Source organism: Streptomyces daliensis (genome assembly GCF_054782395.1).
Genome location: NZ_BAAGSO010000043.1, coordinates 118,339 through 143,909 on the forward strand (window position 1 = coordinate 118,339; position 25,571 = coordinate 143,909).

General features: G+C 73.2%; 19 protein-coding genes. 2 read left to right on the forward strand and 17 right to left on the reverse strand.

Annotated features, from left to right (window positions below; genetic code table 11):
• Position 1: 1 nt before the first annotated feature.
• The 8 genes from ACYVOO_RS09620 to ACYVOO_RS09655 all read right to left on the reverse strand — a co-directional run bounded on the left by ACYVOO_RS09620 (position 2) and on the right by ACYVOO_RS09655 (position 7,135).
• Positions 2-625, reverse strand: coding sequence for a phage tail protein (locus ACYVOO_RS09620; RefSeq protein WP_461015212.1), 624 nt, complete (start codon positions 623-625; stop codon positions 2-4).
• A complete protein-coding gene (locus ACYVOO_RS09625) occupies positions 622-2,583 on the reverse strand; it encodes a putative baseplate assembly protein (protein WP_461015213.1) in 1,962 nt (653 codons plus the stop codon). The genes ACYVOO_RS09620 and ACYVOO_RS09625 overlap by 4 nt, the downstream gene beginning before the upstream one ends.
• On the reverse strand, positions 2,583-3,005 hold the full coding sequence (locus ACYVOO_RS09630) for a GPW/gp25 family protein (protein ID WP_461015214.1): 423 nt from the start codon (positions 3,003-3,005) through the stop codon (positions 2,583-2,585). The genes ACYVOO_RS09625 and ACYVOO_RS09630 overlap by 1 nt, the downstream gene beginning before the upstream one ends.
• Positions 3,002-3,322, reverse strand: a complete 321-nt coding sequence (locus ACYVOO_RS09635) for a PAAR domain-containing protein (protein ID WP_453343909.1) — start codon at positions 3,320-3,322, stop codon at positions 3,002-3,004. Before ACYVOO_RS09635 ends, ACYVOO_RS09630 begins: the two co-directional genes overlap by 4 nt.
• Positions 3,323-3,393: 71 nt before the next feature.
• A complete protein-coding gene (locus ACYVOO_RS09640) occupies positions 3,394-5,172 on the reverse strand; it encodes a VgrG-related protein (RefSeq protein ID WP_461015215.1) in 1,779 nt (592 codons plus the stop codon).
• Positions 5,169-6,005, reverse strand: a complete 837-nt coding sequence (locus ACYVOO_RS09645) for a CIS tube protein (protein ID WP_461015216.1) — start codon at positions 6,003-6,005, stop codon at positions 5,169-5,171. Before ACYVOO_RS09645 ends, ACYVOO_RS09640 begins: the two co-directional genes overlap by 4 nt.
• A 58-nt stretch (positions 6,006-6,063) precedes the next feature.
• The gene (locus ACYVOO_RS09650; protein ID WP_453343911.1) at positions 6,064-6,489 is read right to left on the reverse strand and encodes a phage tail protein; all 426 of its coding nucleotides are present in this window, start codon (positions 6,487-6,489) and stop codon (positions 6,064-6,066) included.
• A gap of 73 nt (positions 6,490-6,562) precedes the next feature.
• Positions 6,563-7,135: a hypothetical protein gene (locus ACYVOO_RS09655; RefSeq protein ID WP_461015217.1), complete on the reverse strand. Its 573-nt coding sequence runs from the start codon at positions 7,133-7,135 to the stop codon at positions 6,563-6,565.
• 1,684 nt (positions 7,136-8,819) lie between these two features.
• Here ACYVOO_RS09655 and ACYVOO_RS09660 point away from each other — a divergent pair.
• Positions 8,820-9,266 (forward strand): hypothetical protein, encoded by a 447-nt coding sequence (locus tag ACYVOO_RS09660; protein ID WP_461015218.1) that lies wholly within the window; start codon positions 8,820-8,822, stop codon positions 9,264-9,266.
• 348 nt (positions 9,267-9,614) lie between these two features.
• Here the strand turns inward: ACYVOO_RS09660 and ACYVOO_RS09665 are convergent, their stop codons facing one another.
• The 8 genes from ACYVOO_RS09665 to ACYVOO_RS09700 all read right to left on the reverse strand — a co-directional run bounded on the left by ACYVOO_RS09665 (position 9,615) and on the right by ACYVOO_RS09700 (position 20,372).
• On the reverse strand, positions 9,615-9,773 hold the full coding sequence (locus ACYVOO_RS09665) for a DUF6760 family protein (RefSeq protein ID WP_453343914.1): 159 nt from the start codon (positions 9,771-9,773) through the stop codon (positions 9,615-9,617).
• Positions 9,770-10,297: a hypothetical protein gene (locus ACYVOO_RS09670; protein WP_461015219.1), complete on the reverse strand. Its 528-nt coding sequence runs from the start codon at positions 10,295-10,297 to the stop codon at positions 9,770-9,772. The genes ACYVOO_RS09665 and ACYVOO_RS09670 overlap by 4 nt, the downstream gene beginning before the upstream one ends.
• On the reverse strand, positions 10,294-10,734 hold the full coding sequence (locus ACYVOO_RS09675) for a phage tail protein (RefSeq protein WP_404059337.1): 441 nt from the start codon (positions 10,732-10,734) through the stop codon (positions 10,294-10,296). The genes ACYVOO_RS09670 and ACYVOO_RS09675 overlap by 4 nt, the downstream gene beginning before the upstream one ends.
• 88 nt (positions 10,735-10,822) lie before the next feature.
• Complete coding sequence (locus ACYVOO_RS09680) at positions 10,823-12,352, reverse strand: phage tail sheath family protein (RefSeq protein WP_461015220.1); 1,530 nt, start codon at positions 12,350-12,352, stop codon at positions 10,823-10,825.
• A 433-nt stretch (positions 12,353-12,785) separates the two neighbouring features.
• Positions 12,786-14,864, reverse strand: a complete 2,079-nt coding sequence (locus tag ACYVOO_RS09685; RefSeq protein ID WP_461015287.1) for an ATP-binding protein — start codon at positions 14,862-14,864, stop codon at positions 12,786-12,788.
• Positions 14,865-15,247: 383 nt separating this feature from the next.
• A complete protein-coding gene (locus tag ACYVOO_RS09690; RefSeq protein ID WP_461015221.1) occupies positions 15,248-15,991 on the reverse strand; it encodes a Pvc16 family protein in 744 nt (247 codons plus the stop codon).
• A complete protein-coding gene (locus ACYVOO_RS09695; RefSeq protein ID WP_461015222.1) occupies positions 15,988-19,245 on the reverse strand; it encodes a hypothetical protein in 3,258 nt (1,085 codons plus the stop codon). The genes ACYVOO_RS09690 and ACYVOO_RS09695 overlap by 4 nt, the downstream gene beginning before the upstream one ends.
• Before the next feature lie 353 nt (positions 19,246-19,598).
• Positions 19,599-20,372 carry a helix-turn-helix transcriptional regulator gene (locus tag ACYVOO_RS09700; protein ID WP_461015223.1) on the reverse strand — a complete coding sequence of 258 codons (774 nt, stop codon included), beginning with the start codon at positions 20,370-20,372 and terminating at the stop codon, positions 19,599-19,601.
• Positions 20,373-20,804: 432 nt separating this feature from the next.
• Between ACYVOO_RS09700 and ACYVOO_RS09705 the strand changes: the two genes are divergently transcribed.
• The gene (locus ACYVOO_RS09705) at positions 20,805-22,133 is read left to right on the forward strand and encodes a COG1470 family protein (protein WP_461015224.1); all 1,329 of its coding nucleotides are present in this window, start codon (positions 20,805-20,807) and stop codon (positions 22,131-22,133) included.
• A gap of 489 nt (positions 22,134-22,622) precedes the next feature.
• Here the strand turns inward: ACYVOO_RS09705 and ACYVOO_RS09710 are convergent, their stop codons facing one another.
• Positions 22,623-25,292, reverse strand: coding sequence for a polysaccharide lyase family 8 super-sandwich domain-containing protein (locus ACYVOO_RS09710; protein ID WP_461015225.1), 2,670 nt, complete (start codon positions 25,290-25,292; stop codon positions 22,623-22,625).
• Between the last annotated feature and the right edge of the window lie 279 nt (positions 25,293-25,571).

The window sequence follows — 25,571 nt, forward strand, 5'->3', positions numbered from 1 at the left end:
TTCAGCTCCCCTCTCCGCCGGACGAGCCGGACGGGCCTGACAGGATCTCCACCCGGCAGGTGAGATGCACCGGGCACACCGCCTCGACGAGCGCCCGCACGCGGGCCTCGTCCACGCCTCCGCCGTCGGGCGCCCGCACGCGCACCAGCACATCCGTCGCGGGCGCTGGCGGCAGCTCCGAGCGGGTCTCCGACGACCAGGACACTCCGCCGCCGTCCTCGATCTCCGTCTCCACGCCCAGACTCAGCCGCAGCAGCTCCACCAGCCCCCTGCGCGTGCCGCGCCAGCGGTGCAGTTCCACGGCGTGCGCGACCGCCTCGCGGCTCAGCCCACCGGCCCGTCCGGAAGGGCCCACCCCTCCTCCGGCCACGGCGGAGCCGTCAGGGCGCTCCGGACCCTCGGCCCGGATGCCCACCCAACTCGCCACCCACGTAAGGAAGTCCTCGGGCGCGAGCCGGGGATCGAAGTAGGCGGGCAGGTTGTCCAGCGTCGAGAACACGGGCGCGAGGAGCGTGTCGAGGCCCCCGGTGAAGCGCTGCGCGAAGTCGTCCTCGGCGTAGAGCGCGGGCAGCAGCGCGCCGATCGGGTGCCGCGACGGCAGCCCAGGCACCGCGCCCCGGCTCACGTCGGCTCCCCGGAGGGCGCGGGGCTGACGACGACCTGGTGCTGGTACGAGAAGACCAGCGCGTCGGGTGCCACGTCGATGCGGTCGGCCGGTGCCCCCCTGCGCCCGGTGATGGGGTCGGCGGGGAACAGCCGCACCTCCTCCACCAGCGTGGCCCCTGAGATGCGCTGGAGCACGGCGAAGACCTCCCCGTACTGCACCGGTCTGCCGAACCCCCAGCCCGTGCCGTCGGCGCCGCCCCGCAGGGGGTTGAGGTGCCGGAACAGCGCGGCGAGCGCGTCCTCGCGCACCCGGTCGGCCTCGGCGGCCGGTGCCTGGAGCCTGGCGACGACCGTCACACCCTGGTAGGCGGGTGGTTCCACGACGAGCCGGGTGCCGATCAGCCGCCGTTCGTCGAGGCGCCCCGCGATGGCGGCCAGCATCGTGTCCGGCGGGATGAGCTGCTCGAACCGCAGCCGGTCGCCCTCGTCGGCCACCGCGTCCGGCACCACCAGCACCCGCACGGCGCCCGGTTCACCGGCCACCGCGGGCAGGCACTTCACCCGCGCCGCCGACGGCGCCGCCTGCCGGGCCACCACCTCGTGGTCCCCGGCCGTGACCGCGCGCTCCTGGAGGCGCAGCAGGTGTGGCGCGCGCACCTTCGCGTTCTCGACGGTCTCGCCGTCCACCCCGCCCCGCGCCGCCTCCCTGTTGTGCACGGCGGCGATGTACGGCACCGAACTCTGGAGCACCGACACCGCGCCGCGCGCGACGTTGCCCGCCGTGCCGCCACCTGTGCGGTATCGCGGCACCCGCAGACGGGCGCCCTTGGGCGGTACGCCGCCGTACACGCGCAGTGTCCCGTCGGGTTCGCGCACGGCGGGAGGGAACGCGAACTCCCCGGCCGTCGCGTCGATGAGGACGTGCTGGTCGCCGGGCGACGAGTCGCCGAAGTGCTCGACCGCCGTCCATGTCTCCCAGCCCTCACCGGAGGACACCTCGACGACCGGGGGTTCCCCGTCGAGCAGGATCGGCGCCCTGCCCACCGTGAACCGCTGGCCCGCCACACCCTCGGACACACCCAGCGGCACATCGAGCACCGCCTCCGCGTGCTCGGCCACGGCGGTGCCGCCGATGGTGAACACCTCCGCCTCGCGGACGGTCGGCGACTCGGAGTAGAAGGGCTGCCCCGGCTCCGCCTCGGTGACCCGGCAGCGCAGCCACCCCGCGCGGGTGCCCGCGACCACGGAGGCGGTGTGTCCCGGCGGCACGTACACGACGATCTCGCCGGGACGGTTGAGGCCGCCCGTGGTGTCGGAAGCGGTCTCGCACGTCACCCACCGCGAGCCGTCCCACGCCTCCCACACCAGCGGTGGCTGTCGGGGGTCCACGCCGACACCCTCCACGCGGCTGTCCAGCCGCACGGCGACGATGCAGCGCGGCACGGCCACCGGCAGCCCGAACAGCAGCGCGTCGCCGGGGGCCGGTCTGGTCTGGAAGCACGGCACGTCGGCCCCGTCGGCGAGCCGCCCCGTCACATCGGTCTGGGTGCCTCCGACCGGTGCCGTCACCAGCTTCTCCAGCGAACTGGGCACGATGGGCAGGTCCTCGGTGGTGGCGAACACCACCGCCTCCTCGGTGTCGCTGCGCGGCGTGGCCACCTGGGTGCCAGCGCGCAGCAGAACCGTCTCCGGCTGCGGCGCCGAGAGCCGGAAGTCGACCTCGGTGGTGGCGGCTGCCGGGGGGAAGAGGCGGATGCCCAGCAGGTCGAGGAAGGCCGCGTAGTTCTTGTCGGGCACACGGTTCAGCCGGTACAGCAACTGGTCGACCATGTAGGCGAACGTCTCGATGAGCGTGACCCCGGGGTCGGACACGTTGTGATCCGTCCACTCCGGGGCCTTCTGCTGCACGTACCGCTTGGCCTCGTCCACCAGTTGCTGGAAGCGCCGGTCGTCGAGATGCGGTGAGGGAAGCGCCATCAGCTCACTCCTTCTTCGGCGGCGCCCTCGGCCGACGGGATCGTGTAGAAGGGGAAGACCAGGTTGCGGCGGTCGTTGGTTGACCTGACGGTGTAGTGCACGTCGATGTAGAGGACGCCCTCGTCCACGGTGTCGAAGGCGATCACCACGTCGTCCACCTCGATGCGCGGCTCCCAGCGCTCCAGCGAGCCGCGGACCTCGTGCGCGATGCGTCCGGCCGTGGCGCCGTCGCCCGGCGCGAACACGTAGTCGTGGATGCCGCAGCCGAACTCGGGACGCATCGGGCGTTCGCCCGGAGCCGTGCCGAGTACCAGCCGGATGGCCTCCTCGATCTCCCGGTCGCGCTCGACCATGCCGATGCCGCCCGTGGCGCTCACCCGCAGCGGGAAGGCCCAGCCGCGGCCGATGAACTGCTCGGTCACAGCGGGCCCCCGATCAGCACGTTCGGCGCACCCGTGAGGATCACGGCACCGCAGGCCGTCTTGTCGCCCACTCGCGCGGCGGGCAGTCCGCCGATGAGGACCTGCCCCGAGACGGCGCCCGCCGGGTTGGGCAGCACGACGTTCGCCGGGCCGAGCAGCGCGTGCGGGGGTATGACGCACACGTGCAGGCTCCCGACGACGGCCGCGGGCTTGCCGCCGATCAGCACGGTGGCCACCTTGGCGGCGGCAGCGGGCGGCGGGGTGGTGAGGGCGCCGCCGTGGACGGTGCTGTCGCCCGTACGGGCTGCGGGGGGCATCGCGTTCTCTCCTCGTTCGGGAATCCGGAAATCCTTGGTGGCGCCGTCGGGTGGTGCGTCGGATGGTGCCGTCAGTTGATGCGGACGAACCTGCCCTTCAGCACCGCGAGCAGACCGCCGTCGATGCTCACGTCAGCGGTGCCGTTGACGCTCACCGAGCGTCCGCGCAGGTCGATCTTCCCGGTGCCCGCGTCGAGCGTGATGCCGGTGCGGGAGAGCGACACGGTGCTGAGCGCCCGTCGCCCGCCGGGCGCGAACACGGTCAGCTCGATGAGCCCGGCGCGCTCGTCCAGTTTCACCTCCAGTTGCTTGTCGCCGCTGGCCAGCCGCACGCCCGAGGGGCCCCTGGGCGCGTCGAGCAGCTCCATCCGGTTGCCCGAACGGGACACCAGGGAACGGCGGTTGACCTTGCCGCTGGTCGGATCGACGAGGGGTACGTCGTGCGGTGAGGGCTTGTCCACGCCGTTGTAGAGGCCGCCCAGCACATACGGGCTGTCCAGTGAACCCTGCTCGAAGCCGACGAGCACCTCGTCGTTGACCTCCGGGCTGAACACCCCGCCCCCGCCCTGGCCGCCCCACTGGACGGTGCGGACCCAGTCGGACACGTAGGTGTCGTCCAGCCACGGGAACTTCAGCCGCACCCAGCCGCGCTGCGCGCCGCCCTGCTCGCGGATGTCGGTCACCACGCCGATGGCCAGGCCCGGCATGCGCGGGCCGCGCGGCGGCGCGTTGCCGCCGGTGACGAGCCCGGCCAGCGAGCGGTCCGGGGCCGCGCTCACCGACACATGTGTCCGGTAGCCACCCTGCGGCTCCAGCACATGCCGCACCGAGGTGGTGGTGTAGCGCCCAGAGAACGCCTGGCCGACGTTCCCGAGTGCCACGGGCACACCCGCGCGCAGCTTCGGGCTCCCCTCGGCGACGGCCTCCAGCTCCCCGAATCCCGAACTCACCGAGTCGGCAACGGAGTCGGCGACGGCCTTCGTCGCCGCCTGGGTGCGGTACGGGGTGTCCGCGACGGTCATCCGCGCCGACGCGCCGAACTTGGCGGCCACCGAGGGGCTGAGCCCCGGCAGCACGGTGGTGCTGCGCACCGACGGCTTCCGCGCGATCAGGGGCTTCTTGGTGGTGACGTTCCAGCCCCGCACCTCCACCGTCCCGGCCCCGTCCGCGCCCGTCAGCACGGCGCGCAGCGCCAGCAGGTTGCGGCCGTACTCCAGGACCAGCGGGTTGCGGGTGGCGGGGGTGCTGGGGGGAGGCGCCGAGGACGCCGGTTTGGGGCGTACGAACTGGAGCATTCCGTTGTCGTCGACGCTGAGCTGGGCGCCGCTCTCCTGGGCCAGATACTGGAGGAACTCCCAGTCGGAGACGTTGGCCTGCGACAGATGCTGGTGGGTGACGGGCACGGGGTCGATACGTCCGCAGGTCAGGCCCGCGCCCCTGGCCACCTTGCGGACGATGTCGGCCGTCGTCATGTTGCGGAAGGCGGCCACCTTGCGCCCGCGCATCAGCCGGTGCGTCTTCGCGGCGGCACGCACCACCGTGAAGGCGCCGGTGGTGTCCGTGTCCAGCTCCAGCGCCGTCACCTCGCCGGTGAACAGCCGCTGCTTCGCGCGGCCCTGCACGGTGACCACCGAGATCTTCAGCGGGGTGCCGATGGTGATGCCCGTCTTGGCGAGGAACTCGTGGTGCGGGTCGCGGTAGCTCAGCACGGCCGAGTCGGGCAGGCCGACGCTCTCGTCCACCTCGCAGCCCACGAGCTGCGTCGCCCAGACGGGGGCCAGCTCGCCCGGCGCCTCCACGATGGGGTCGGCGGCGAACGAGCGTCCGCCCTGCGGTTCCGATGTACTCATGTGTCCTCACCGCTACCGTTCCGCGCCGGCCCGTTCGGTCTCGGGCCGCCCTGTGCCAGGCCGTTCAGTGATGCGCCGTTCGGTGATGCGCCGTTCAGCAGTGGGTCCTCCCGTGCCGGTCCGCTGGCCGCCGACGCGTCGGCGGCCGGCAGGACCAGTTCCGTGCCGGGTGCGAGGACCATGGGGTCGTCGATGCCGTTGGCCTCCGCGATGGTGCGCCACACCGTGGGGTCCCCGTACTCCCGCCAGGCCAGCAGGGGCAGGCTGTCGCCCGCGACGACCCGGTGTGTGCTGTGGGCCTCCCGTGCGCCCGACGTGGGGTTCTGGCCCGGCGGGTCGGTGCTCGCCTCCTCGATGGAGAGCGAGCACGTGGCGCGCAGCGGCTTCCCGTCGACGTCGAAGAGCGTGTACGACACCGAGAGGCTGGAGAGCACCCCGTCGAACGACGTCGTGCGCGAGGTGCCCCAGTCGAAGCGCACCCACGGGCTGGCCGGGGTCTTCTTGGCGATGCTGCTCGGGGTGGGGACACACGCCTGCATCAGCTTCTCCACCGCCTTCTCGACGGAGTTGTCGTGGGTGGCCGTCGCGTCGAGGAACACGTCCAGGGAGAGCGAGCGTGGTCCGCTGCCCACGAACTCAGGCAGCGCGGACTGCCCCGCCATACGGGACGGGGTGCGGCGCCACTCGGTGGTCTTGCTCAGCGACAGTTGCGCCGGATTGAACTGGAGCGGAAGGCGGGCGAGGGTGCCGCCGGGCTTGGCGCCGACGGACGAGGGCGGCTCCATGATCGTCAACTGTGCGCGGGCACGGCTCGTGCGGGAAGCGGATGACACCCTGTTCCTCCTCTCCGTGGATGGCGGCTGTGGTGTGCGGGCGGGCGGACGGGCGGGGTCACGACGGGCGCAGGCCCTCGTGCGCGATCTCCAGCGTCTCCGTGGCGGCCTGGGAGTTCGCCGGATCGAACGAGGGACCCTGCCACCGCACCGGCACGATGCCGAGCACCTGCCAGCTCACGATGGGGCTCAGGTCCGGCTTCAGGGCGACGATCTCGCCGTCCTTGGGCTCCACACGCCGGACGATCTCGTCCAGCCACTGCGCGATCTTGGTGGTGTCCGAGGTGACGGGGCGGGACAGGGTGATGTTCGACCACGTGATACGACCGGGAAGCTGCCAGGCGAAGCCGTTGTTGCCGCCCTCGGCGTACTGCTCGATCTCCACCTGAGCGCCCAGGCCCGTGCAGGTGTGGAACGCGCCGAGGTCGTTGCCGCCGATCGTGAGCTTGAAGAACACGCTCGTCGCGAAGATGTCGTCCGTCATTCCCTTGTCTCCCCGTCTCTCCCTGCCGTGTGCGTGTGCCTGTGTCTGTGCGGGGCGGTTGATCCGTGCGTGGTCACCGGCGGCCGTCGTACAGTCGGCCCGCGCGTTCCCTGCCGCGGCGCAGATCGGCGCGCAGCAGCCGTCCGACGGGTTCGATCAGCCGCCGGGCCAGTTCTTCGATGTCGAGGTTGCCGATACCGCTGGTGTCGCCGCCCTTGTGGTCGGGGGGTTCGGCGGCACGGCTGCCGGTTCCTGTGGTGGTGCCGGTGGCGGTGTCCGGTGCGCCGGGTGGTGCGGGCTGCGGGGAACGGCCGGTGGCCGACGGTGTCTCCGCGCCGCCGCCCGTGTGCGGACGCCGGTACGTCTGGACCGGGGTGGTCACCGCGGTCACCGGCACGCCGGACAGGCCCGCGTGGTCGAGCGCGCGCTGCACGGCGGCCGACGACGGGCGCGTGCCGTGGTGCGCCGTCCCGCGCGGTGCGTGGCCCGGCGTGGGCCCTGACCCGGGTGCGGGCTGGGCCACGCGCACGGGCAGCACGGGGAGGTTGCCCTGGGGCGGCGCGGAGGGCGTGGACGGCGCGGATGCTGTGGAGGGCAGGGGCGGGGCGGACGGCGCGGGGGAGACCTCGGGCGTCAGACGTTGCACCGTGGGTGTCCCGGCCTCCGGCCAGGCAGACGCGGGACGGCTCGGCCGCACGGCGGGCACGGTGGGCCTGGCGGGTGCGGGGGACGCGGTGGGGGTGGCGCGGGTCTCGGGTGCGTGGCCGTCGGCCCGGCCCACCGTGCGCGCGTGGGTGTCCGACGCGGCCGAGGGTGCGGTGGTGTTCCCTTGCCGTACACCGGGCAGCGCTGCCGCCGCTATGTGTGACGGGGCGCGCTGCACGGGTGGGCGGCCCGTGGTGTGTCCGGAGCCCGTACGGGGAGGGCTCGATGAGGGGGATGAGCGGGGCGAGTGGGGTGAGTGGGGTGCTGTGGTCGAGGGTGCCGACGGGTCCGGCGCCGACGTGGCCGCGTCGCGGGGCCACACGGCCCGGACGACGGGCTTCGACGCCCCGGCCGTCCCTGTCGCCCCCGCCTTCTGTACCGGTGCGGAGAAGCCCTCGCGTGCGCCGGTCCGCACCGGGAGCTGGCGCTCGGCGAGCAGGGCCCGTGTCCGCCGCACGACTCCTGCCTGCGGTGCGGGTGCGGGTGCGGATGCGGGTGCGGATGCGGTGGCGGGGGTGGGTGTGGGTGTGTGCGCCGTGGTGACCGCATGGGTGCCGGTGCGGGTGCCGGTGGCCCCTGTGTCGCTCGGTCCGGCAATGGCTCGCTGGACGGGTGCGGGGCGCGCCGTGTCACCTGTCGTTCCGCTGTGCGGCGCTGGCTGATGCGTCGTCAGGGTGCGTTGTACGTGCGGGGCTTCTCCGGTGGGGGCGGGCTGCGGCGCTTCGGTGCCGGGGTGCGACGTCGCGGCCTCGCCGCTCGTGCGCACGGGGAGGGGCTGCGATCCGGTGACGGGGGGCGTTGCCGGTGTCTGTGCCGGGTCGCGCCGGTCGGGCTCCGGTGCCCGCAGCACCGGGCGCATCCCGCCCGTCAACGGTGCGGTCTCCGGCGTCGCCGCCGCCGTGCCCGGCAGTGCGGGGAGGGGTGCGCCCAGCCCCGTACGCGGGCGGGAGACGGCACGCGGTGCTTCCCCTGACGACGGTACGGCGTCGCTGGGGCGGCCCGTTCCTTCCTCGCGGGCCGGGCGTGACGGAGTGGTCCCGGACCGTACAACTCGCCCCGTAGCAGGCGGAGTTGGTGCACTCGGGGTGCCCGCTCCCGTACCCGTACCCATGGCCTCGTGCTGGGCCGTCGTGTCGTGCGGGGTGTCCGTCTGGCGCTGTACCACGGGGAGCGGGGCGGAGTCGGTGGCAGGGTGCGTCGTCGGGGAGCCCGGCGACGTGGTGGGCCCGTCAGCAGTGGTCAGCGGTACCGCGCTCGCGGGGAGGGCGTGCAGGGCTTCCCCGAGCGTCGGACGTGACGGGGTCGAGGGCGCGGACGTGCCGGCCCCCGGCGCACCGGTCGCCCTCGACGGCGACGGCGCATCCTCCCCGCCCCCGTTCCCGTCCCCGCCCTCCGCACGGCGCTGGACCTCCACGCCATGCGCACCCCGTCCACCGCGCGGACCAGACGTGACCCCGTGCCGCTCCGCACCCTTCTCCGGTGCACCGCCTCTGCCGGGGTCCGCCTCGTGCGTGGGCCCCGCGCCCTCTGAAGCGGAACCCGCACCGGGGGCACCGGTCCCCCCGCTGCTGCGGGCAGGTGAGGCGCCCGGCGCCGCACGGGTCGCCCCGGGGGCGGGGCGTGCCGTGGAGGGGACCGCCGTCACAGGGCGCGCGGGCAGCACGGTGCGCCGGGCCACCGTCAGTGGCGGCCCGGCCGGACGCGCCCTTACGCGTTCCGGAGGCGTGGCCCGTACGACGTCCGGCGCCGTACCGCTGGACCGCACGGGCGCCCCGCTCCCGGAGGACGCGGCAGGCACCGGAGAAGCGGAGGACGCAGGGGAAGGCACGGACTTGGCCGTGGCTGTGGGCATGGCTGTGGACGTGGACTTGGCCGTGGCAGCGGACGGGCGCACCGTCACGGGGCCCGCCTCCGCCTCCCGGGACGCCTCGCCCTCCCCGTCGGGACCGGGCTGCGCCTCCGGCGCGGCGACGCGCAGCAGCAGCGGCGCACCGCTCGCGCGGGTCGTCGGAGTGGCCGCGCGGGCCACCCCGCGCACGAGCCCCGCTGGGGCGCTCGGCAGCACCGCGTGACCGAGCCCGGTACCGAAGGAGGGGTTCTGCCACGCGGCGAGCCGCGAGCGGAACCGCAGCCCGTCGCTGACGCCGATCGAAGCGCGCGCCACGGTCACCGTCGGAGGTGCGACGGCGCGCCACCCGCCGTCCCACGACGCGTCGGCCCCACCGCCCGCACTCGAACCCACACCCGCACCCGCGCCCGAAACAGCACCCGCGCCCGAAACAGCCCCGGACTCCGTACCGGAACCGGTACCGGAACCCGCACCCGCACCCGTGTCCGCCCCGGAACGAACCTGTTCACGGGATCCGGCACGGGGCACGCGCCGTACCCCCTCGCGAACCCTCTCCAGGAATCCCATGCGCTCACCCGCCTTCGTTCACGCGGGTGTTGATCCGCGCTATCTCCCGCACCCACTGCTGCCGTTCGCCGTGGGTGAGGTCGAGAATGTCGTCCCGTTGCCAGTGGAAGTGATAGGCGACGTACGCGATCTCCTCCCGTAGCCGGGGGAGCGCGTACGTCACGATTCCCCCAGGCGCCCCCCGGAGAGGTCGACCTCGAACGACCCGTTGCACATCGGGCAGGTCACCGAGGCGTGTGTGTGACCCTCGCTGTTGATGCGCTGGTAGAAGTCCTGGAGGAAGGCGACGTCGGTGGCGTACATCCGCTCGACGACACCCGCGTGCACGTCCGTGATGCTGCCGAGCTGGGTGATCACCTGGCTCAGCAGCACCACGCTCAGATACGCCGGGTTCTCCTTGACGCGCAGATCGATCTGCGGACGCAGCTCGTCGCGCGCCGTCGCCAGCCGCATCGACCCGCGGCGGTGCACCGTGCCCTCGTCGTCCACGTATCCGCGCGGCAGCTCGAACTCGAACTCGGTACGCAGCTCCCGCGTATCGCGTCCCCCGTCCCGCGCCACGGTCTGTGGCGCGGGAGCCGAAGCCGGAGCCGGAGCCGGTGCCGCCGTGGCCCCGGCGGCACCAGGCCCTGGCTTGTCGAGGAGTTCCCCGACGTCGATGCCGGTGGTGACCGTACGGCGTCTCATTCGACGACGATCTCCTCGAACGTGATGGTCACCGACTCGGTCGCCGCGCTCGACTCGCCCGCCTTCAGGGAGGGACCCTCCCACTTGCTGGCCCAGCCCTGCATGAGCTGGATGCGGCGGACCGTCTCGCCCGTCGAGTCCTTGATCTCGATGGTGAGGTTCTGCCGCGCGGTGTCGACGGCGCCGTTGTTCAGCGTCTCCTTGATCCAGGTCGTGAACTCGCTGCTCTGGTCCAGGCCCCGAGTGATCGTCACCTCGCCCGCCTGGCGCGCGCCGGGCTGCTTGCGGATGATCTGCTTGCCCTCGGCGGTCACCTGGCGGACCTCGACCACTTCCTCCTCGACGGTCAGGCCGCTGATCTCCTGGATGGACTCCACGAGATAGCCGCCGAGTTGCACGCCGAAGACGTGTGTGGAGAGAGCGTCGCCTTCTGCCATGACTGCTGGTCACCTTCCGGTAATGAACGCGTGGCGCGTGGAGTGGGAGAGTCGGCTGGGGGGCCGGGGGGAGGGGGAGGAGCGGTGGTCACTCGTCGACGAGGCTGGTGCTGTCCGAGAACTGCGACAGCCGGAAGACCACGAACTCGGCGGGCTTGACGGGCGCGACCCCGATCTCGCACACCACCTGCCCGAGGTCGATGGACTCCTGCGGGTTGTTCTCCCGGTCGCACTTCACGTAGAACGCCTCGGCCGCCGTCCGCCCGAACAGCGCGCCCCTGCGCCACTCCTCGGTGAGGAACGCGGTGACGTTGCGGCGGATGCTCGACCACAGCCGGTCGTCGTTCGGCTCGAACACCACCCACTGGGTGCCCAGGAGGATGGACTCCTCCAGGTAGTTGAACAGGCGGCGCACGTTCAGATAGCGCCAGGCCGGGTCGGAGGAGAGGGTGCGCGCTCCCCAGATGCGGACGCCGCGTCCAGGGAAGGCGCGGATGCAGTTCAGCCCGATCGGGTTGAGCAGGTCCTGCTCGCCACGGCTGAGGCGGATCTCCAGGTCGACGGCGCCGCGCAGCACCTCGTTCGCCGGGGCCTTGTGCACACCGCGCTCACCGTCGCTGCGCGCCCACACGCCCGCTACGTGGCCGCTCGGCGGGACCATGGAGTTGCGGCCCGTCGCCGGGTCGAACACCTTGATCCACGGGTAGTAGGCGGTGCCGTAGCGGGAGTCGAACCCGGCCTCCTCGTTGCGCCACGTCCTGGCCTGCTGCGCGTTCAGGCCGGGCGGGGCGTCGAGGACGGCGACCCGGTCGCCCATCTGCTCGCAGTGCGAGAGCACGGCGAGCTGCACCGTCTTCACACCCTCGGCGTCGATGTCGCCGCGCTGGTAGGCGCTCATCAGGTCGGGCACCGCGACCATCGTGACCTCGTCGATGGCCTCCAGCCCCGCGAACCCGGTACGGGCCGACGCGTCGCCGACGTACTCGGCGGGAGTGGCCGCGGGACGCCCTGGCACCGCGACCTGCGCGGGCGCGGCGGCGAGGGTGAGGGTCTGGTTCTCCGGGCGGCGCTGGGCGGTGCCGGGCTGCTCGGTCACCTCGACGAGCGTCGACTCCCGCGCCTGGGTGACCAGATACCCCTTCGCGTTCTTACGGGTCGTCACATCGAGGGTCTCGACCACCTTGGTGCCCTTGCGGATGAGCACCCGGAAGCGGTCGTCCGGCGCGTTCTCCCCCTCGGGGTCGGTGATCTCGACGGAGAGGTCCTGCCCGGCGCCGGGCAGCGCGGAGAACAGGAAGCCGCCCGTCGCCACCGGCGGGGGCAACTGCTCGGCTGCCGGGGCCTCGCTCGCGGCCGGGCCGCCGACGCGCACCACGTACGCGCTGCCACCGCCGTTCGCGAAGTAGCCGTAGACGGCGTGCGCGAGGAAGGTGCCCTCGGTGAAGCCACCGAAGCCCTGCACGTACTGGTCCCAGTTGGTCACCAGAGTGGGCTGGTGGAAGGGGCCAGTCTCGGCGAAGCCGACGAACGCGGCGACGGCGGTGCCCACACCCTCGATCGGCCGGGCTCCGGACTGCACCTCCTCCACGTAGACGCCCGGGGTGAGGTACGTCGGCATGCTGGCTCCTTCGGGTGGACGGTCGGTCGGCGACGACGAGTGTCGCGCGGGGACCCCACCCGGCAGCAGGTCTGTTCGCCCCGGGACAGGGGCAACGAAGCTGCCTTCCCGGGCACACGCGTGCGCCGCGCGGACCCGTCCGGATCCTGGCCGGGTCCCGTCCGGGCCCCGCCGTCCGCCCGTCACGCCGAGGGCGGGGGCGCCGCGAGGAGCCCGCCGCCGCGCCGTCGCGTCCCGGCCTGCGGTTTCGCGCTCCGCAGCGCCTGCCCTCCCGGGCCCGTACGGGCGTGCGCGCGTGCAGCGCGCTTCGGCGCCCCGGGCACGGGGTGCGGCACGGACGGGCCGTCCGCGAACCAGCGGCGCCGCCTCCGCACGGCGGCTACGTCCGCGTCTACGGCCGCATTCGGCACGTCTACGTCCGGTGCGCCCGCGCCTACGCGGACATACCCGATCCCGGTCCGTCGTTCAGCGCCGACTGGAGCCAGGGCCCGAACTCGCCCGCCAGCGCCAGGCGCCCGAGCTTGCGGTACTCCTGGAGGATCGCCGAGACGAGCTGCTCCATGCGCAGCGGCGTGCCCGCCTCCGCCGCCAGATACGCGGCCGTCACCGCGCAGGCCCGGATCGACCCGCCCGCCAGCTCGAAGCGTTCGGCGCAGAACTCCAGGTCGAGGTCGTCGGCGCGCGGCAGCCCGCCGCCGAGGCACCGGTCCCACAGCGCGAGCCGCTGACGCGCGTCGGGCACGGGGAACTCCGCGATGACGTCGAGCCGACGCGTGAACGCCTCGTCCAGGTTGGCGCGCAGGTTGGTGGTGAGGATGGCGATCCCGTCGAAGGACTCCATGCGCTGGAGCAGATAGGCCGACTCGACGTTCGCGTGCCGGTCGTGCGCGTCCTTCACCTCGGAGCGCTTGCCGAAGATCGCGTCCGCCTCGTCGAAGAGCAGCACCCCGTTCACCTCCGACGCCTCGGTGAAGATGCGCTCCAGGTTCTTCTCCGTCTCGCCGATGTACTTGTCGACGACGGTGGACAGCTCCACCACGTACAGCTCCATGCCCAGCTCGGCGGCGACCACCTCGGCCGACATCGTCTTGCCGGTGCCCGACTCGCCGGCGAACAGCGCGATCACGCCGCGCCCGCGCCCGCCGCCGGGGCGCATCCCCCACTGGCCCAGCACCTGGTCACGGTGCTTGGCGCGCAGCGCGAGTTCGCCGAGCTGACGCCGGGTCTCCGGAGGGAGCACGAGGTCGTCCCAGGTGACGGCGGGTTCGAAGCGCCGCGCCAGCCTGGCCAGTCCGGCGCCGTTCTGCGCCCGTACGGCGGCCCGCAGGTCGGCGCCGTCCACAGGGCGACGCTCGCTCGCCGCCGTACGCACGGCGACGGTGGCCGCTCGGCGCACCTGCGACGCGTCGAGCCGGTACGAGGCGACGGCGGCGGCCAGTTCACGGGCCGCTCCGGTATCGGTACCGGTGCCCTCGTGGCCGGGGACGCCGTTGCGCCGTGCGGCGGCGACGAGTTCCCGCTCCCAGCGCGCGGTGCGTTGGACCGCGTCCAGCGGCGGAACGGCGAACGCCACCGGGCTCTCCGCCGCCCACCACGGGTCCCACACCTTCGCCCCGTACGTGACGAGCGGGACACCGGCGAGCGCCGCGCACAGCTCGCGCAGCAGCCGCGCGTGCTCGGGGCGCTCCGGCGCGCAGCGCTCCAGCGGCCCCAGGACGACGCCGCCGCCGCTCAGCCGGGCCTCCAGTGCCAGGGCGCGGGCCGAGCGGAGCGGCGAGTGGTCGGCGGTGAACGCCGTCGGATCGAGCACGAGGGGGCGACGGCCGGCCGCCACCAGCGCTGTCACGGCGAGCCGTTCCGCGTCGCCGCCGCCGTCGAGCAGGTGGACGGTGCCGCTGCCGGTCGTCGCCGCCGCGCCGATGCGGTGGGCGAGCGCGGTGCGGGGGTCCGTGCCGGAGCGGGCGGTGCCGTCGTCGGGGGCGGCCAGGGTGGCGAGCCCGCGCAGCCTGCCGTCGGGCGCGTCGTCGCCGAGCAGATGCGCGGTCACCCGGTCGGGCACCCGCAACCCCCTGGACAGGAGCGGCCGTTCCGGCTCCGTGACCTCCAGGAGCCCGCCCGCGACCAGCGGCGCGTCCGTGCCGAACCGGAACCGTCCTGCGGAGGCGCCGTGCAGCCCGCACAGCTCCAGGGCCAGCCCGATGGTCGGCCTGCGCCGGGTCAGGTCGTCGTTGAGATAGCCGTAGAGCTGCTCGAACCGTGCGTCGATGTCCGGGGCCAGCGCGACGAACAGCAGGTCGAGGTCGAGCGGCGGCAGCGCGAAGGCATCGGCCAGCCGCCCGGTCCTGGTGCCCGGCGACGGTCGTTCCGCCGCGCCGGGTGCGACGGACTCGGCGGGGGCGGCGGGCGCTGCCGGTGCCGCCGTGGGGGTGCGCAGGATGCGCTCGACGGCCTCCGCGCTCAGATACTGGCCACGGTACGGGTCGTCCGGGTCCGGGTCACCCTCCCTGCGCATGGCCACCGCGTCCCGCACCCGCTGCTCGACGCGCCGCAGCAGCGCCCAGAACGGGTCCGACACGGATCCGGGTCCGGAGGCGACGGGACCTGTCGAGGCCGCCGGGGCTGTGCGGGCGGCACCCGGCGCGGGCGCCGTGCCGTTAGTGCCCGGTGTGTGTGCCGTTCCGTTCGTCGTGGGTTCGGTGTGCGCTGGGTCCGGTATGTGCGCCGTGCCGTGCGTCGGTGTGCCGCGCGCGCCCCTGCCGGTGCCTGCCGAGGCTGCGGGCGCTGAGTCCGTCGGGCCCGGCGTGCCGTTCGAGGGCGCGCCGCCCTGGGGCCCCGTCACCTCGTCCGTACCGTCCGTACCGTTCGTACCGTCCGTCGCCGCCGTGACGTCGAGGCTCACCGGCGGGCACCGCCCCGTCGCCGTCGGCCAGAGGGGAGCGGGCGTTCGCGGGGGGCCGCGAAGCCGTCGGAGCCCGGGTCCGTCGCGCCGTCGTAGCGCAGCCGTCGGCCGGGAGCCTCCACCGGGCCCCCGCCACCGTCCGGACCGTTCCCGCCGCTTTCTTCCGACCCCCCGTGGGGACCGGTCCGCACCACCATGCCCTCGGTGACCGGCGGCCCCGCCGGTATGCGCGGGCCGGAGAGCGGCGCCAGGACGCGCACGTCCAGCGACGGCTTCAGCTCGCCCCCGAGCGCCGACCACACATCCGGCACCGAAGGCCCGCGTTCGCTCTGGCCACCCGCGTCCAGGGAGACGGCGAGGCCCAGCTCGGCGAGCGTGCCGGTCAGCAGCCGCTGGGGCAGCACGTCGACGGCGACCAGGCAGCGCAGAGTCTCGGACAGCAGCCGGTGCTCGTCCTGCGGGCGGCTGGTCCACGTCGTGACGAGGTAGGCGAGCTCGAACCAGCGCGGCGGGGTGCGCCATCCGGTGACGGTGCCGTCCTCGTCGTACTCCTCGGCCGTGCCCGTCTGACGCCGCGCCACGTCTTCGCGGATGCCGTGCAGGAAGACGCTGATCGTGGGCGCGTTGCGGCGCGCAGCCCAGTCCGACGTGGGCGCGTCGAAGGCCAACTCCACGCCGCCGCCCGTCAGTCCGCCCTCCGTCAGGAGCAGCCGCAGTGCCTCGTCCACCTCGTGGATCATCGGCGGGCCACCTCGTCCGGCGGCTGGACGCTGCCGTTGACGACGAGGAAGTCCGTCTTCACCGCGCTGAAGCCGGGGCCCCTCGCGGTGATGGTGCGCGGACCCGTCTGGTCCTTGGCGAGGATCAGCAACTGCGCCGTGAACTTCCCGCTCCCGGCAGGGCGGGTGGGAGCCGCCGAGGCGGTGATGCCCGGCTTCCAGCGCAGCTTCACCGGCGCGCCCGGCGGGAAGTCCTTGCCGCGTACGGAGGTGACGAAGCCCGGCTTGCCGATGTCAGGCACGGCCACGATGCGCGGCTGGAGGATGCGCAGCGGCTCCTTCGCGGTGTTGTCCGAGCGGTCCGCGTCCGTGCCGGTGGTCGTCAGGCGTCCGGTGACCGTGGTCTTCAGCGCCTTCTTCGGCGCCAGTACGACCCGTATCACCGACGAGGCACCCGGCTTCAGATCGCCCAGCTCGCACGCGGTACGGGTGCAGCCGCCGGGAAGCCGCTCCGTGGGCACACCCTCGGGCAGCCCGAGCCGCAGCCGCAGCCCGGTGGCCAGCGCGTCGCCACGGTTGCGCACGGTGTAGCTGAGGGTCACCCGGCCGCCGACGTAGCCCGGGTTGGGCTGCGCGTTCAGCGACACTCCAGGACCGGCCTCGGTGGCGTCCGGCGGGGGTGGTGTCGGGGAGGGTTCGCCAGGTCCCGGGGTGGGTGTGGGCGTGGGTGTCGGCTCGTCGGTCGGTGTGGGGGTGGGTGTCGGCGTCGGTTCGTCGGTGGGCGTGGGCGTCGGAGTGGGTGTGGGCTCCTCGGCCTCGACGGGCACGACCGTCTCCCCGGCGTTGTCGCTCGGGTTGGGATCGAGCACGGTGCCCGTGACCGACCACCCGACGCGGTGTTCGCCCTCCGTCACACCGACGATCCGCGCGGTGACCTGGACCGAAGCGCCGGGCGCGAGTGTGCCCAGGTCGCACTGGAGGGTCTCCGCCTCGCACTGTCCCGTGGACGTGGTCAGCTCGTCGAGGCGTACCCCGGCGGGCGGTGCCACCGTGAAGGTGGTGCCGGGCGAGGGCGAGGGGCCGTTGTTGGTCACGGTGACGGTGACCGAGGTGCTGCCACCTGTCCGCACCGTGTCCGAGGTGCCCGGCGCGGTGAGCGCCAGATCGACCGACTGCTGGAAGGCGGGCTCCTTCTGACGGCCCGGCATATAGCCGGTGATACGCGTCAGTTCGCCGCTCCCGAGGTTCAGCACCGACAGTGCCTCAGGCGAGTTCGGCGCGGCCGAGCGGCGCGAGGACAGCACCAGTTGCGAAGCGTCGGGCGACCAGGCCACGTCGCGGGGCTGGAAGGGCCCGGACGCCGAGGTGTCGGGCAGGTCCTGTGCGCACGCGTTCGGCGTGTCGCGCAGTCCCTCGGGCAGGACGACCTGGCAGGTGCCGCCGCCGAGCTGGGCGAGCAGCACACCGTTGCGCTCGTTGACCCGGCCGCCGCCGTCCTTGCGGTTGAAGGCGAGGGAGTTGCCGTCGGGCGAGAACGCGGGGCTGTCGTCGATGACTTCGCAGGCACCGGGACACATCTTCGCGCTCAGGTCGGTCTGTTCGCCGAGCGCGTCGGCGGGCGCGGTCCAGATGTGCTTGTTGCCGCCGTTGCCGTTGATGACCGCCGTCCTGGTGAACGCGAGCAGCTTGCCGTCCGAGGACCAGGTGGGCTGCGCGTCGCTGGCGTCGCCCTGCCCCTCGGGCGGTTCGACGGTGCCGACGATCTCACCCGTCGCCACCTCGGCGACGAGGATGCGCCCCGGACCCGATGCCCCGCCGACACCGCCGGGCGAGGTCCTGGTGAAGGCGAGGTACTTGCCGTCGGGTGAGAAGGCGGGGTCGGTGTCCCAGTCGCCGGGTTCGCGGTCGGCCAGCTCCATGGGGCGGGGGTTCGAGCCGTCGGCGCCGGTGAGCCAGATCCGCTCGACACGTCCGGCCGCCGAGTCCTCGAACCGGGTCACCACGATCTCCCGGCCGTCCGGTGTGTAGCTCTGCCGCTCGGTCCACGGGTCGTAGCCCTCGGCCGGGTTGAACAGGGGATCCGCGGCCGGGTCGGTGTTGGTGAGCGCCGACGGGTCCTCCTCCAGGACGGTGACCCCGAGGTCCCGCGGGTCGGCGCCGTCCGGCCTGACGTCCTGGAGCGTGGCGATGTTGGGTGCCGCCGCGCTCGTACGAGAGACGAGCACGTCCCCGCCGGAGCCCGGGTCCGAGCCGGAGGTCAGCAGGGTCGGGTCGTTGACGTTGCGGTCCTCGTCGAGCAGCAACTGGGGTTCGGCGGACGAGCCCGCGGCGGACCGGTAGGCGCGCTCGTGGTTCCCCTCGCCGACGTACCCGCTCTCGCCGAGGAAGAGCAGGCCGTCCCCGTCCGGGAGCCAGTCCGCCGCGCTGGTGCGCCAGTCGGCCTGGGCGCCGGCGAGCAGCGGCCCCTCCTCTCCGGCCGGGGTGGTGACGCGCAGCCGTGGGCCGGTGTCGCCGCCCGCGTCGAGGGTGTAGGCGATCAGATCGCGGTGTTCTGCGTCGTTCACCGGGTTCCATACGGGGTCGAGGGCGTCGCCCCTGCCCACCTGGGTGACCTGGGTGGCCTCGCCGCCCGCCAGATCGCGGACGTAGACCTGGCCGCAGGCGCACACGTCGTCGCTGACGTAGGCGATCCGGGTGCCGTCGGGCGAGACCGTCGGCCACTGTTCGTCGTCGGGGGAGTCCGTCAGCTTGCGCATGCCCGTGCCGTCGGTGCCCACGATCCACAGGTCGCGCTGGCTCTGCCCGTCGGGGCCACCCGGCTCGGACGAGTCGAAGACCACGGACCGTCCGTCCGGGGTCAGTTGCGGGTGCGCCGCGTTGCGTCCGTCCGTGAGCTTGCGGATCTCGCCCGACGCGGTGCGCAGGTACACCTGTGGCTGTCTGCTGTCGCGCAGGCTGATGAAGACGGTGGCGCCGTTGCGGGAGAACGGATGCTTGTCGAAGTGGGCGGGCCCGGGGCCGAAGAAGGGCTCGCTGGTGGCGGTGCCGGTGACCCGGCCCAGGCTGCGGTGGTCGGTGCCCGCGTACGTGATCCGTACGGAGTCGGCCGCCGCGGTCACCGCCGGGGCCTCCTGGCTGCCCCGCCCGGTGGCCGGTTGCGCCGAAGCGGCCGTCATCGAGGCCAGCAGCACCACCCCGGCGACGGCGCTCCTCGCCCACCGGGCATGCCCGGTGGGGGCGTTGGTGCCGTTGGTGCCGCGCGCTCTCCACTTCACAGTGCGGCCACTCCAGTTGCTTCGGCCATCCCCGCCACGTCCGCCAACTCCCCTGTTCCGAAGGGTTTTCCGGGCCGTGCGCCACGTGCCGGCGCGCCTGCGTGCACGGGCGCCCACGTTCGCGTTTCCGTACGTTCACGTCTTCGCACGGTTCCCCGCCGCAGTCTCGGGGCTGCGGGGGCGCGGGCACAGGGCCGGAGTACCCGTGCCGGGGGTAAAGGGCGGTGACCCCGAGGGCAACCGCCCCCGGGCCGCCCGGCCCCCGGCCCGTACCCGAGCCGCACGCGCATACGTGCTCACCTATGTGCGCGCGTCGGCGCACACGTCGGCGCACAGGCCGTCGCGTCGGTCGGTCAGATCAGCCCGTGCCGCATGGCGTAGCCCACCGCGTGCGCCCGGTTGCGCAGCCCGAGCCTGCTGGCGACCTCGTGCAGCACGTTCTTGACGGTCCGCTCCGAGTACGAGGTCTTCGCCGCGATCTCGGCCGTGTCGTACCCCTCGGCGACCAGCCGCAGCATGTCCGCCTCGCGGGCCGTCAGGGGCGAGAGGGTGAGGCCGCGCGGGTCGAGCACGGTGCGCTGGAGGCTGCCGACGTGGTCGAGGAGCTGGCCGAGCAGGTCGCCGGGCAGCACACCCTCGCCGCGTGCCAGCGCGGTGATCAGGTGCACGAGCCGCTCCTCGTCGGCCTCGGAGCGGCGCAGCACGGCCGCGGCACCGCACTCGATCATCGTCTGGAGCGCCCCCGTCTCGAACCGCCCGACGACCAGGCCCGTGCGGGTCCCGGTGTTGCGCTGAAGACGGCGCAATAACTGCACCGTCTGATCGTCCAGTTGATCCACGACCACCAGGGATATCTGTGCGCGGTCGGTCTCCGCGTCCCGGAGCAGCTCCACCTCGGGCCGCTGCCGCAGCAGATGGGTGATCCCGGAGTGCAGGACGTGGTCCTCGGCGTACACGGCGACCGACGAGCGCGTGGCAACGGCGGCCCCGCCCTCGCGCACGGCCACCCAGCGGTGCCGTGCCTCGCGGTACTGCCCGGACTGGCCTGCCTGCCCGGCGATCTCGCGCCGTCCCGTGTGCTCCGTCCGGTGGGCGCTGTCGACCTGGTGCTTCTCAACCGACGTCATGAGCCGATCCGTTCCTCTTCGAGGTGCCTGGTCTGCCTGGTCTGCGGGTGGGGGAGTCCGCGCGGGCGACGCTGACCACGCGGTGCGGAGTGTGGGGTGCGGTGTGTGGGGGTGTGGGGGTGTGGGGGCGGTGTCCCTGCGGGACGGGGGCTAGGCGCGGGGTGTGCGGTGCGGTGTGCGGTGCCCCCGCGGGGCGCGGCGGACCTACGGGAGGCGACTGCCGCACGCGGACCCCGTGGCCCGCACGGACCGCTCGGGCCGCGCGGGCAGGGGAACATGGGGGCGTGGACAGGAACGGGGTGCGCGTGGGGGAGCGGGACGGGACTGCTCCACCGGGTCCGTCTCGTGATGTGCCGTCAGGGCAGCGCCCGTGCCCGCGCGTTGCCCTCGTACCTCTCTCGCGGGGGTGGCCCGGCGTCCTACCGTCCCGTTGTGACCACATCTGCCGAACTCGAGATCCCGACGGTTACGGTGTCGCCGGGCGGTGAAGCGACGACGACCCTCACCGTGCGCAACGACACCGACATCGTCGAGGCTTACACCTTCGAGGTGGTCGGTGACTGCGCCCCATGGAGCACCGTCGAGCCCGCCCGCGTCTCCCTGTACCCCGGCACGTCCGAGACGGTGACGATCCGGCTCGCACCCCCGAGGTCCTCCGACGTGCGCGCGGGCGAGGTCCCGCTCGGGGTACGTGTGCTGCCTGCGGAGCGCCCCGAGGCGGTGCGGGTCCCGGAGACCACCGTTACCGTGACGCCGTTCCACGAGCTGCGGGCCGAGCTGACGCCCCGGCGCCGCCGGGGACTGCTGCGCGCCCGCTACCGCACCTCGGTGCAGAATCTGGGCAACACACCCGTCGGCATCGTGTTCGCCGCCGACCAGGCGGGCGAGGACCTGACCTTCGACTTCGCCCCGAGCAACCCGCACCTCGCCCCCGGCGAGTCCACGGAGGTGCGGCTCCGGGCACGTGCGGGCAAGCCCGTGTGGTTCGGGCAGCCCGTGACATGGCCCTTCGAGGTCGCCGTCGACCGGGGCGAGGAGAGCGTTCTCGCCGACCGGAAGCAGACGGAGCAACGCACCACGCTGGAAGGCGAGTTCGTTCAGCTCGTCATCTTCCCGAAGTGGCTGCTCATCGTGCTCGCGGCACTCCTCGCGCTGCTGCTCGCGTGGTTCGCGCTGGTGCGGCCCGCGGTGCGGAGCGCGGCCAAGGAGGCCGCCGACGACCGGGCGAAGGAGAACGCCGCCGCCGCGCGGGAGGCGGGCGACTCCGACGGCGACGGTGTGCCGGACGCGCAGGAGAAGGGCGGCGGCCAGGGGCAGCAGGGGCAGGAGGGCGCGGGCCAGAACGGCGGCGGTGGCGGCGGATCGGGCAACGCCGCGACCAGCTCCGGCGTCCCCGGCACCGGCAGCCAGACCTCCGAGACCATCGACATCCGCACCGGCGGCGGCGCCGAGAACGACGGCACCTACCGTGTCCCAGAGGGCAAGGTCTTCGGCGTGACCGACATGGTGGTCGCCAACTACCAGGGCGACGAGGGGCTGTTGACCGTCACCTTCGGCGAGCGGAAGATCACCACCATCGCCCTGGAGACGTTCCGCAACCAGGACTACCACTGGGTGACCCCGATCGAGGTCACCGAGGGCCAGACCGTCAGGGCGAGCGTGACCTGTGAGAAGACCGGCACACCCGCGTCCGGTGACCGCGCCTCCGAGTGCAACGAGGTGGTCAACGTGACGGGCATCCTGAGCGACATCCGCCGATAAGGCCGACGGTGCGCGGGGCGGCGGAGCGGCGGACCGCGCGGCGGATGGCGGAGCGGGCGGCGCGACGGCGGACGACGGGGCCATGGCGGCGGGCGCAGCGGGCAACGTACCTCCCCCCAGAGGAACGGCGGCGGGGCGAAGCTCCGCATCAACGCATGAAACGTATAAGGCGTTCTGAGGCGCGGCTGATTTCTGATGCGGGGGAGTATCTCCCGTTTTCCCCTTTTCGGTTGTGTGTTCAAGTAACGCTTGGTCGTGCGGTACGGGTGGTGACTGTCGGCGTCCGAGTGAGTGCGCAGGGCATCTGAACTGCGTGTACGGGCGTCGGCGGAGCGCGTGGGAGCGGTACCGCGCGTGTTCGCCGTCGGGGGATACGGCTATATAGGTCGTGAAGGGAAATGACCGAAAACTTATCGTGGAAGGCTGTTTTCGCCACCTTCCAGCCCTCGCGTCGGCACCGGAACCGGCACCGGCGTACGCACCGGCGCCTCATCCCTCCCGCAGGGTGACGGTGAAGGTGCGCCCGTAGGCGTGGCGGGTGGGGAAGCGCAGCAGCGTGCCGCCGCGCACCGCGCTCGCGCGCACACCAGGGTCGCCGGACACCACGCGCAGCGGGCGCCCGCGCACCAGCACGGTGAGTGTGTCACGGCGCATGGTCGGGTCGCTCGCGGCGACCGTGACCTCTCCGCGGGTGCGGCCTCGCTCACGGTCACGGTCTCGGCCCTGGTCACGGCCGTCCGCGCGGCGGACGAGGACGCTGGCCTGACCGTCGAGCCGCAGCAGTCCGCCGGCCTCGTGACGGCCGTCCGCGAAGGAGTTGGCCGCGGTCAGTCCGAGGCCGGTGTGGCGGACGGCCTGGAGCCGTGTGGTGTTGGCGAGGACGGCGAGCGGCCCGCCCCCGTCTTCGCCGCCCCCGCCGTACGCACGCAGTGCCCGCTCGCTCGCGTGCGGGACGAGCGCGTAGGCGAGGGCCAGCGGCTCCGCGCCGGGTGCCTGCCGGAACGCGGCGTCGAACACCTGACGCGTCACGGGGGTGTCGGGGTTCGCCGTGCGTACGGCGCGACGGCTGCGCGTCACCTTCTCCAGGCCGACCGTGACCGGGTGCCGGGCGTCGAGGAAGACATAGCCGACGGCCGTGCCCTCGGTGACGTTCGCGTAGCGCAGCCACCGCAGTCGGGCGGTGCGGTCCCCGTTGCCGGGCCCTGCCCAGGGGGTGCCATCGGTGTGTGCCCCGGTGAGGGCGAGCCGGTCGTCCGGTGCGGCGATGCGTGCGTCGACGGTGGTGGTCACCGCGCGGCCCGCCTGGTCGCCCACCCCGGCGGCGAGCACCACGATCTCGTCGTCCAGCAGGAACCACGACTTCGTCGCCGTCGCGTTGCGGTAGACGGTGAAGTCCTCGGGGAGCAGGTCGCGTTGGGCGTACGCCACATCGTCGGACTGCGTCATCCCCGCCACACCGTAGGCGTCGAGCACGGCGCCGCCCGAGTGCCTGTTGGTGCCGCGCGGGAAGTACACATAGGTGTTCTGCGACTCCGACGACGCGGTGAAGTGCAGCGGGTGGTCCGGGTTGTCGTAGTACGGGGTGCCGTACAGCTCGGGCACCGTCCGGCGCCGCTCCACGGGCGCCGTGACACCGGCGAGCCCGTATGGCGAGACGGTGGTGTAGTAGTCGACACCGTACGCGTGGCTCTGGTCCTGCCCCGCCAGGTACAGGTGGTGCGCGCCGTCGCCCTGGAACCAGGGCATCAGGTTCTCGCCGCTCATGTACTCGTACTTGCTGATCCGCTCCGAGCTGCGCGCGAGCGAGAAGGCGTAGCCGGGGCGGCGGTGCACCGTCCGGTCCATGGCGTTGAACGCGGTGCTGCGCGCCGCCGGGTTGAGGTCGGCGGCCGGTACGGAGGTGTCGGCGAGCACGTCGGCGTAGCGCACGACTGTCAGCGGGGAGGCGAAGCGGGCCGGGTCCGGCTTGGTGCGCGAGGCGGTGTGCAGGTGTTTCACATAGCTCTTGAGCGCGGTGGCACGCTCGCCCGTCGCGTAGCCGGACAGATCGGTGACGGCCTCGGCGACCACGGCGGTGTCCGCGTACCCCGTGCCCGTACGGGAGACCGCGCGGCCTTTGACGGACTCCATCATCCAGCCCTCGAAGATCAGCGGCGCGAAGCCGTCGGCCACCCAGCGGTGGACGACGGGGACGAGCGCCGAGGTGTCGGCGTAACCCGTGCCGTCGAGGAGCTTGAGCGTCTGCGTGACGCGCGTGAGCAGCGCCTTTCCGTACGACCCCGTGTAGGCCACCGAGTGGTGCTGGACGAAGGAGCCGTCCGCGTAGTACCCGTCCGTGACCCCGTGCCGCAGCGCGTACGGGTCGATGGTGGCGTAGACGGTGAGCTGGTCCTCCAGCGCCTTGCGGATGCGGGCCTCGCCGGAGTCGCCGCCGATCAGGGCGCCCTGGAGCAGGCGGTTGGTGGTGATGTCGGCGAGGTTGGCGCCGGTGTGGAAGCGCGAGTCGAGGTCGACGTCACCGTCCTTGCCGTTGCGCAGGTACGCGTCCATGGAGGCGAGGTAGGCGGACGTCAACTCGGGCCGCTGCACGGCGAGTTCGTCGGCGAGGAGGGCGAGCGTGGCGGTGACGCTGGTGGAGATGCCGATCTCCCAGTGGTACCAGTTGCCGTAATAGCCACGGTCCTGGTCGCCGTAGTAGCGCGAGTGGAGCAGCGCGAGCCCGTCGACGACGCGGCGCCGCACCGCGGCATCGCCGTCCAGCGTGCCACCGGGCGTACGGGCGGCGAGCGCGATCTCGTAGAGCTGCCGGAAGGTGGTGTTGAGGTTCCCGTCACTGGTGCCGAGCGGCAGCCCGGCGAACAGTTCGTCAGCACCCGCCGCTTCCATGGCCGCGAGGTGTGTGCGCGCTGCCTTCTCGACGGCGGCCAGCTTGGCTGCGGTCTCGGCCCGCGCGTTGGACTCGGGCGTACCGGCGAGGACGGCCAGCGCGTTGGCGAGCAGGCGCTCGGTGCCGGTGCCGGTGCCGGTGCCGGTGCCGGTGCCGGTGCTCCGGGCCGCCGGGCCCGCTCTGTCGGCGGCGCTCGCGCCGTGCGCCGGAAGCACCCCGGACAGCCCGGCCGCCGCCAGGAGGGACAGCACGTGTCTGCGCGTGATCTCCATGGGCCCTGGCCCTCCTCACCGGGAGCGAATGAACGCAGCGGAGCGAGCCTGACGGTGCGCAGTCAAACAGGTACGGGGGTGCCCGACAAGCGGGGCCGGGCCGAGCGGGGGCGGGTGGTTCCGCGCGTGGCCACGCCCTCGATCGACCTTCCGACCACGTGGGGGGTACCCTGACACGCAGCGAAGGGGAGTAGTCCCGAAACACCGGCTGGTCGACATACTGGACGTCCGCATGGCGGACGGCCCGGCCGCCGGGCCGTGGCGCCGGACCGGCGTGGC

What these genes read in the sequence shown, in the direction of transcription:
- ACYVOO_RS09625 (WP_461015213.1), bottom strand. Translation starts at nt 2,583, where the DNA reads ATGGCGCTTCCCTCACCGCATCTCGACGACCGGCGCTTCCAGCAACTG.
- ACYVOO_RS09635 (WP_453343909.1), bottom strand. Translation starts at nt 3,322, where the DNA reads ATGCCCCCCGCAGCCCGTACGGGCGACAGCACCGTCCACGGCGGCGCC.
- ACYVOO_RS09640 (WP_461015215.1), bottom strand. Translation starts at nt 5,172, where the DNA reads ATGAGTACATCGGAACCGCAGGGCGGACGCTCGTTCGCCGCCGACCCC.
- ACYVOO_RS09650 (WP_453343911.1), bottom strand. Translation starts at nt 6,489, where the DNA reads ATGACGGACGACATCTTCGCGACGAGCGTGTTCTTCAAGCTCACGATC.
- ACYVOO_RS09670 (WP_461015219.1), bottom strand. Translation starts at nt 10,297, where the DNA reads ATGAGACGCCGTACGGTCACCACCGGCATCGACGTCGGGGAACTCCTC.
- ACYVOO_RS09675 (WP_404059337.1), bottom strand. Translation starts at nt 10,734, where the DNA reads ATGGCAGAAGGCGACGCTCTCTCCACACACGTCTTCGGCGTGCAACTC.
- ACYVOO_RS09680 (WP_461015220.1), bottom strand. Translation starts at nt 12,352, where the DNA reads ATGCCGACGTACCTCACCCCGGGCGTCTACGTGGAGGAGGTGCAGTCC.
- ACYVOO_RS09685 (WP_461015287.1), bottom strand. Translation starts at nt 14,864, where the DNA reads ATGCGCAGGGAGGGTGACCCGGACCCGGACGACCCGTACCGTGGCCAG.
- ACYVOO_RS09690 (WP_461015221.1), bottom strand. Translation starts at nt 15,991, where the DNA reads ATGATCCACGAGGTGGACGAGGCACTGCGGCTGCTCCTGACGGAGGGC.
- ACYVOO_RS09700 (WP_461015223.1), bottom strand. Translation starts at nt 20,372, where the DNA reads ATGACGTCGGTTGAGAAGCACCAGGTCGACAGCGCCCACCGGACGGAG.
- ACYVOO_RS09710 (WP_461015225.1), bottom strand. Translation starts at nt 25,292, where the DNA reads ATGGAGATCACGCGCAGACACGTGCTGTCCCTCCTGGCGGCGGCCGGG.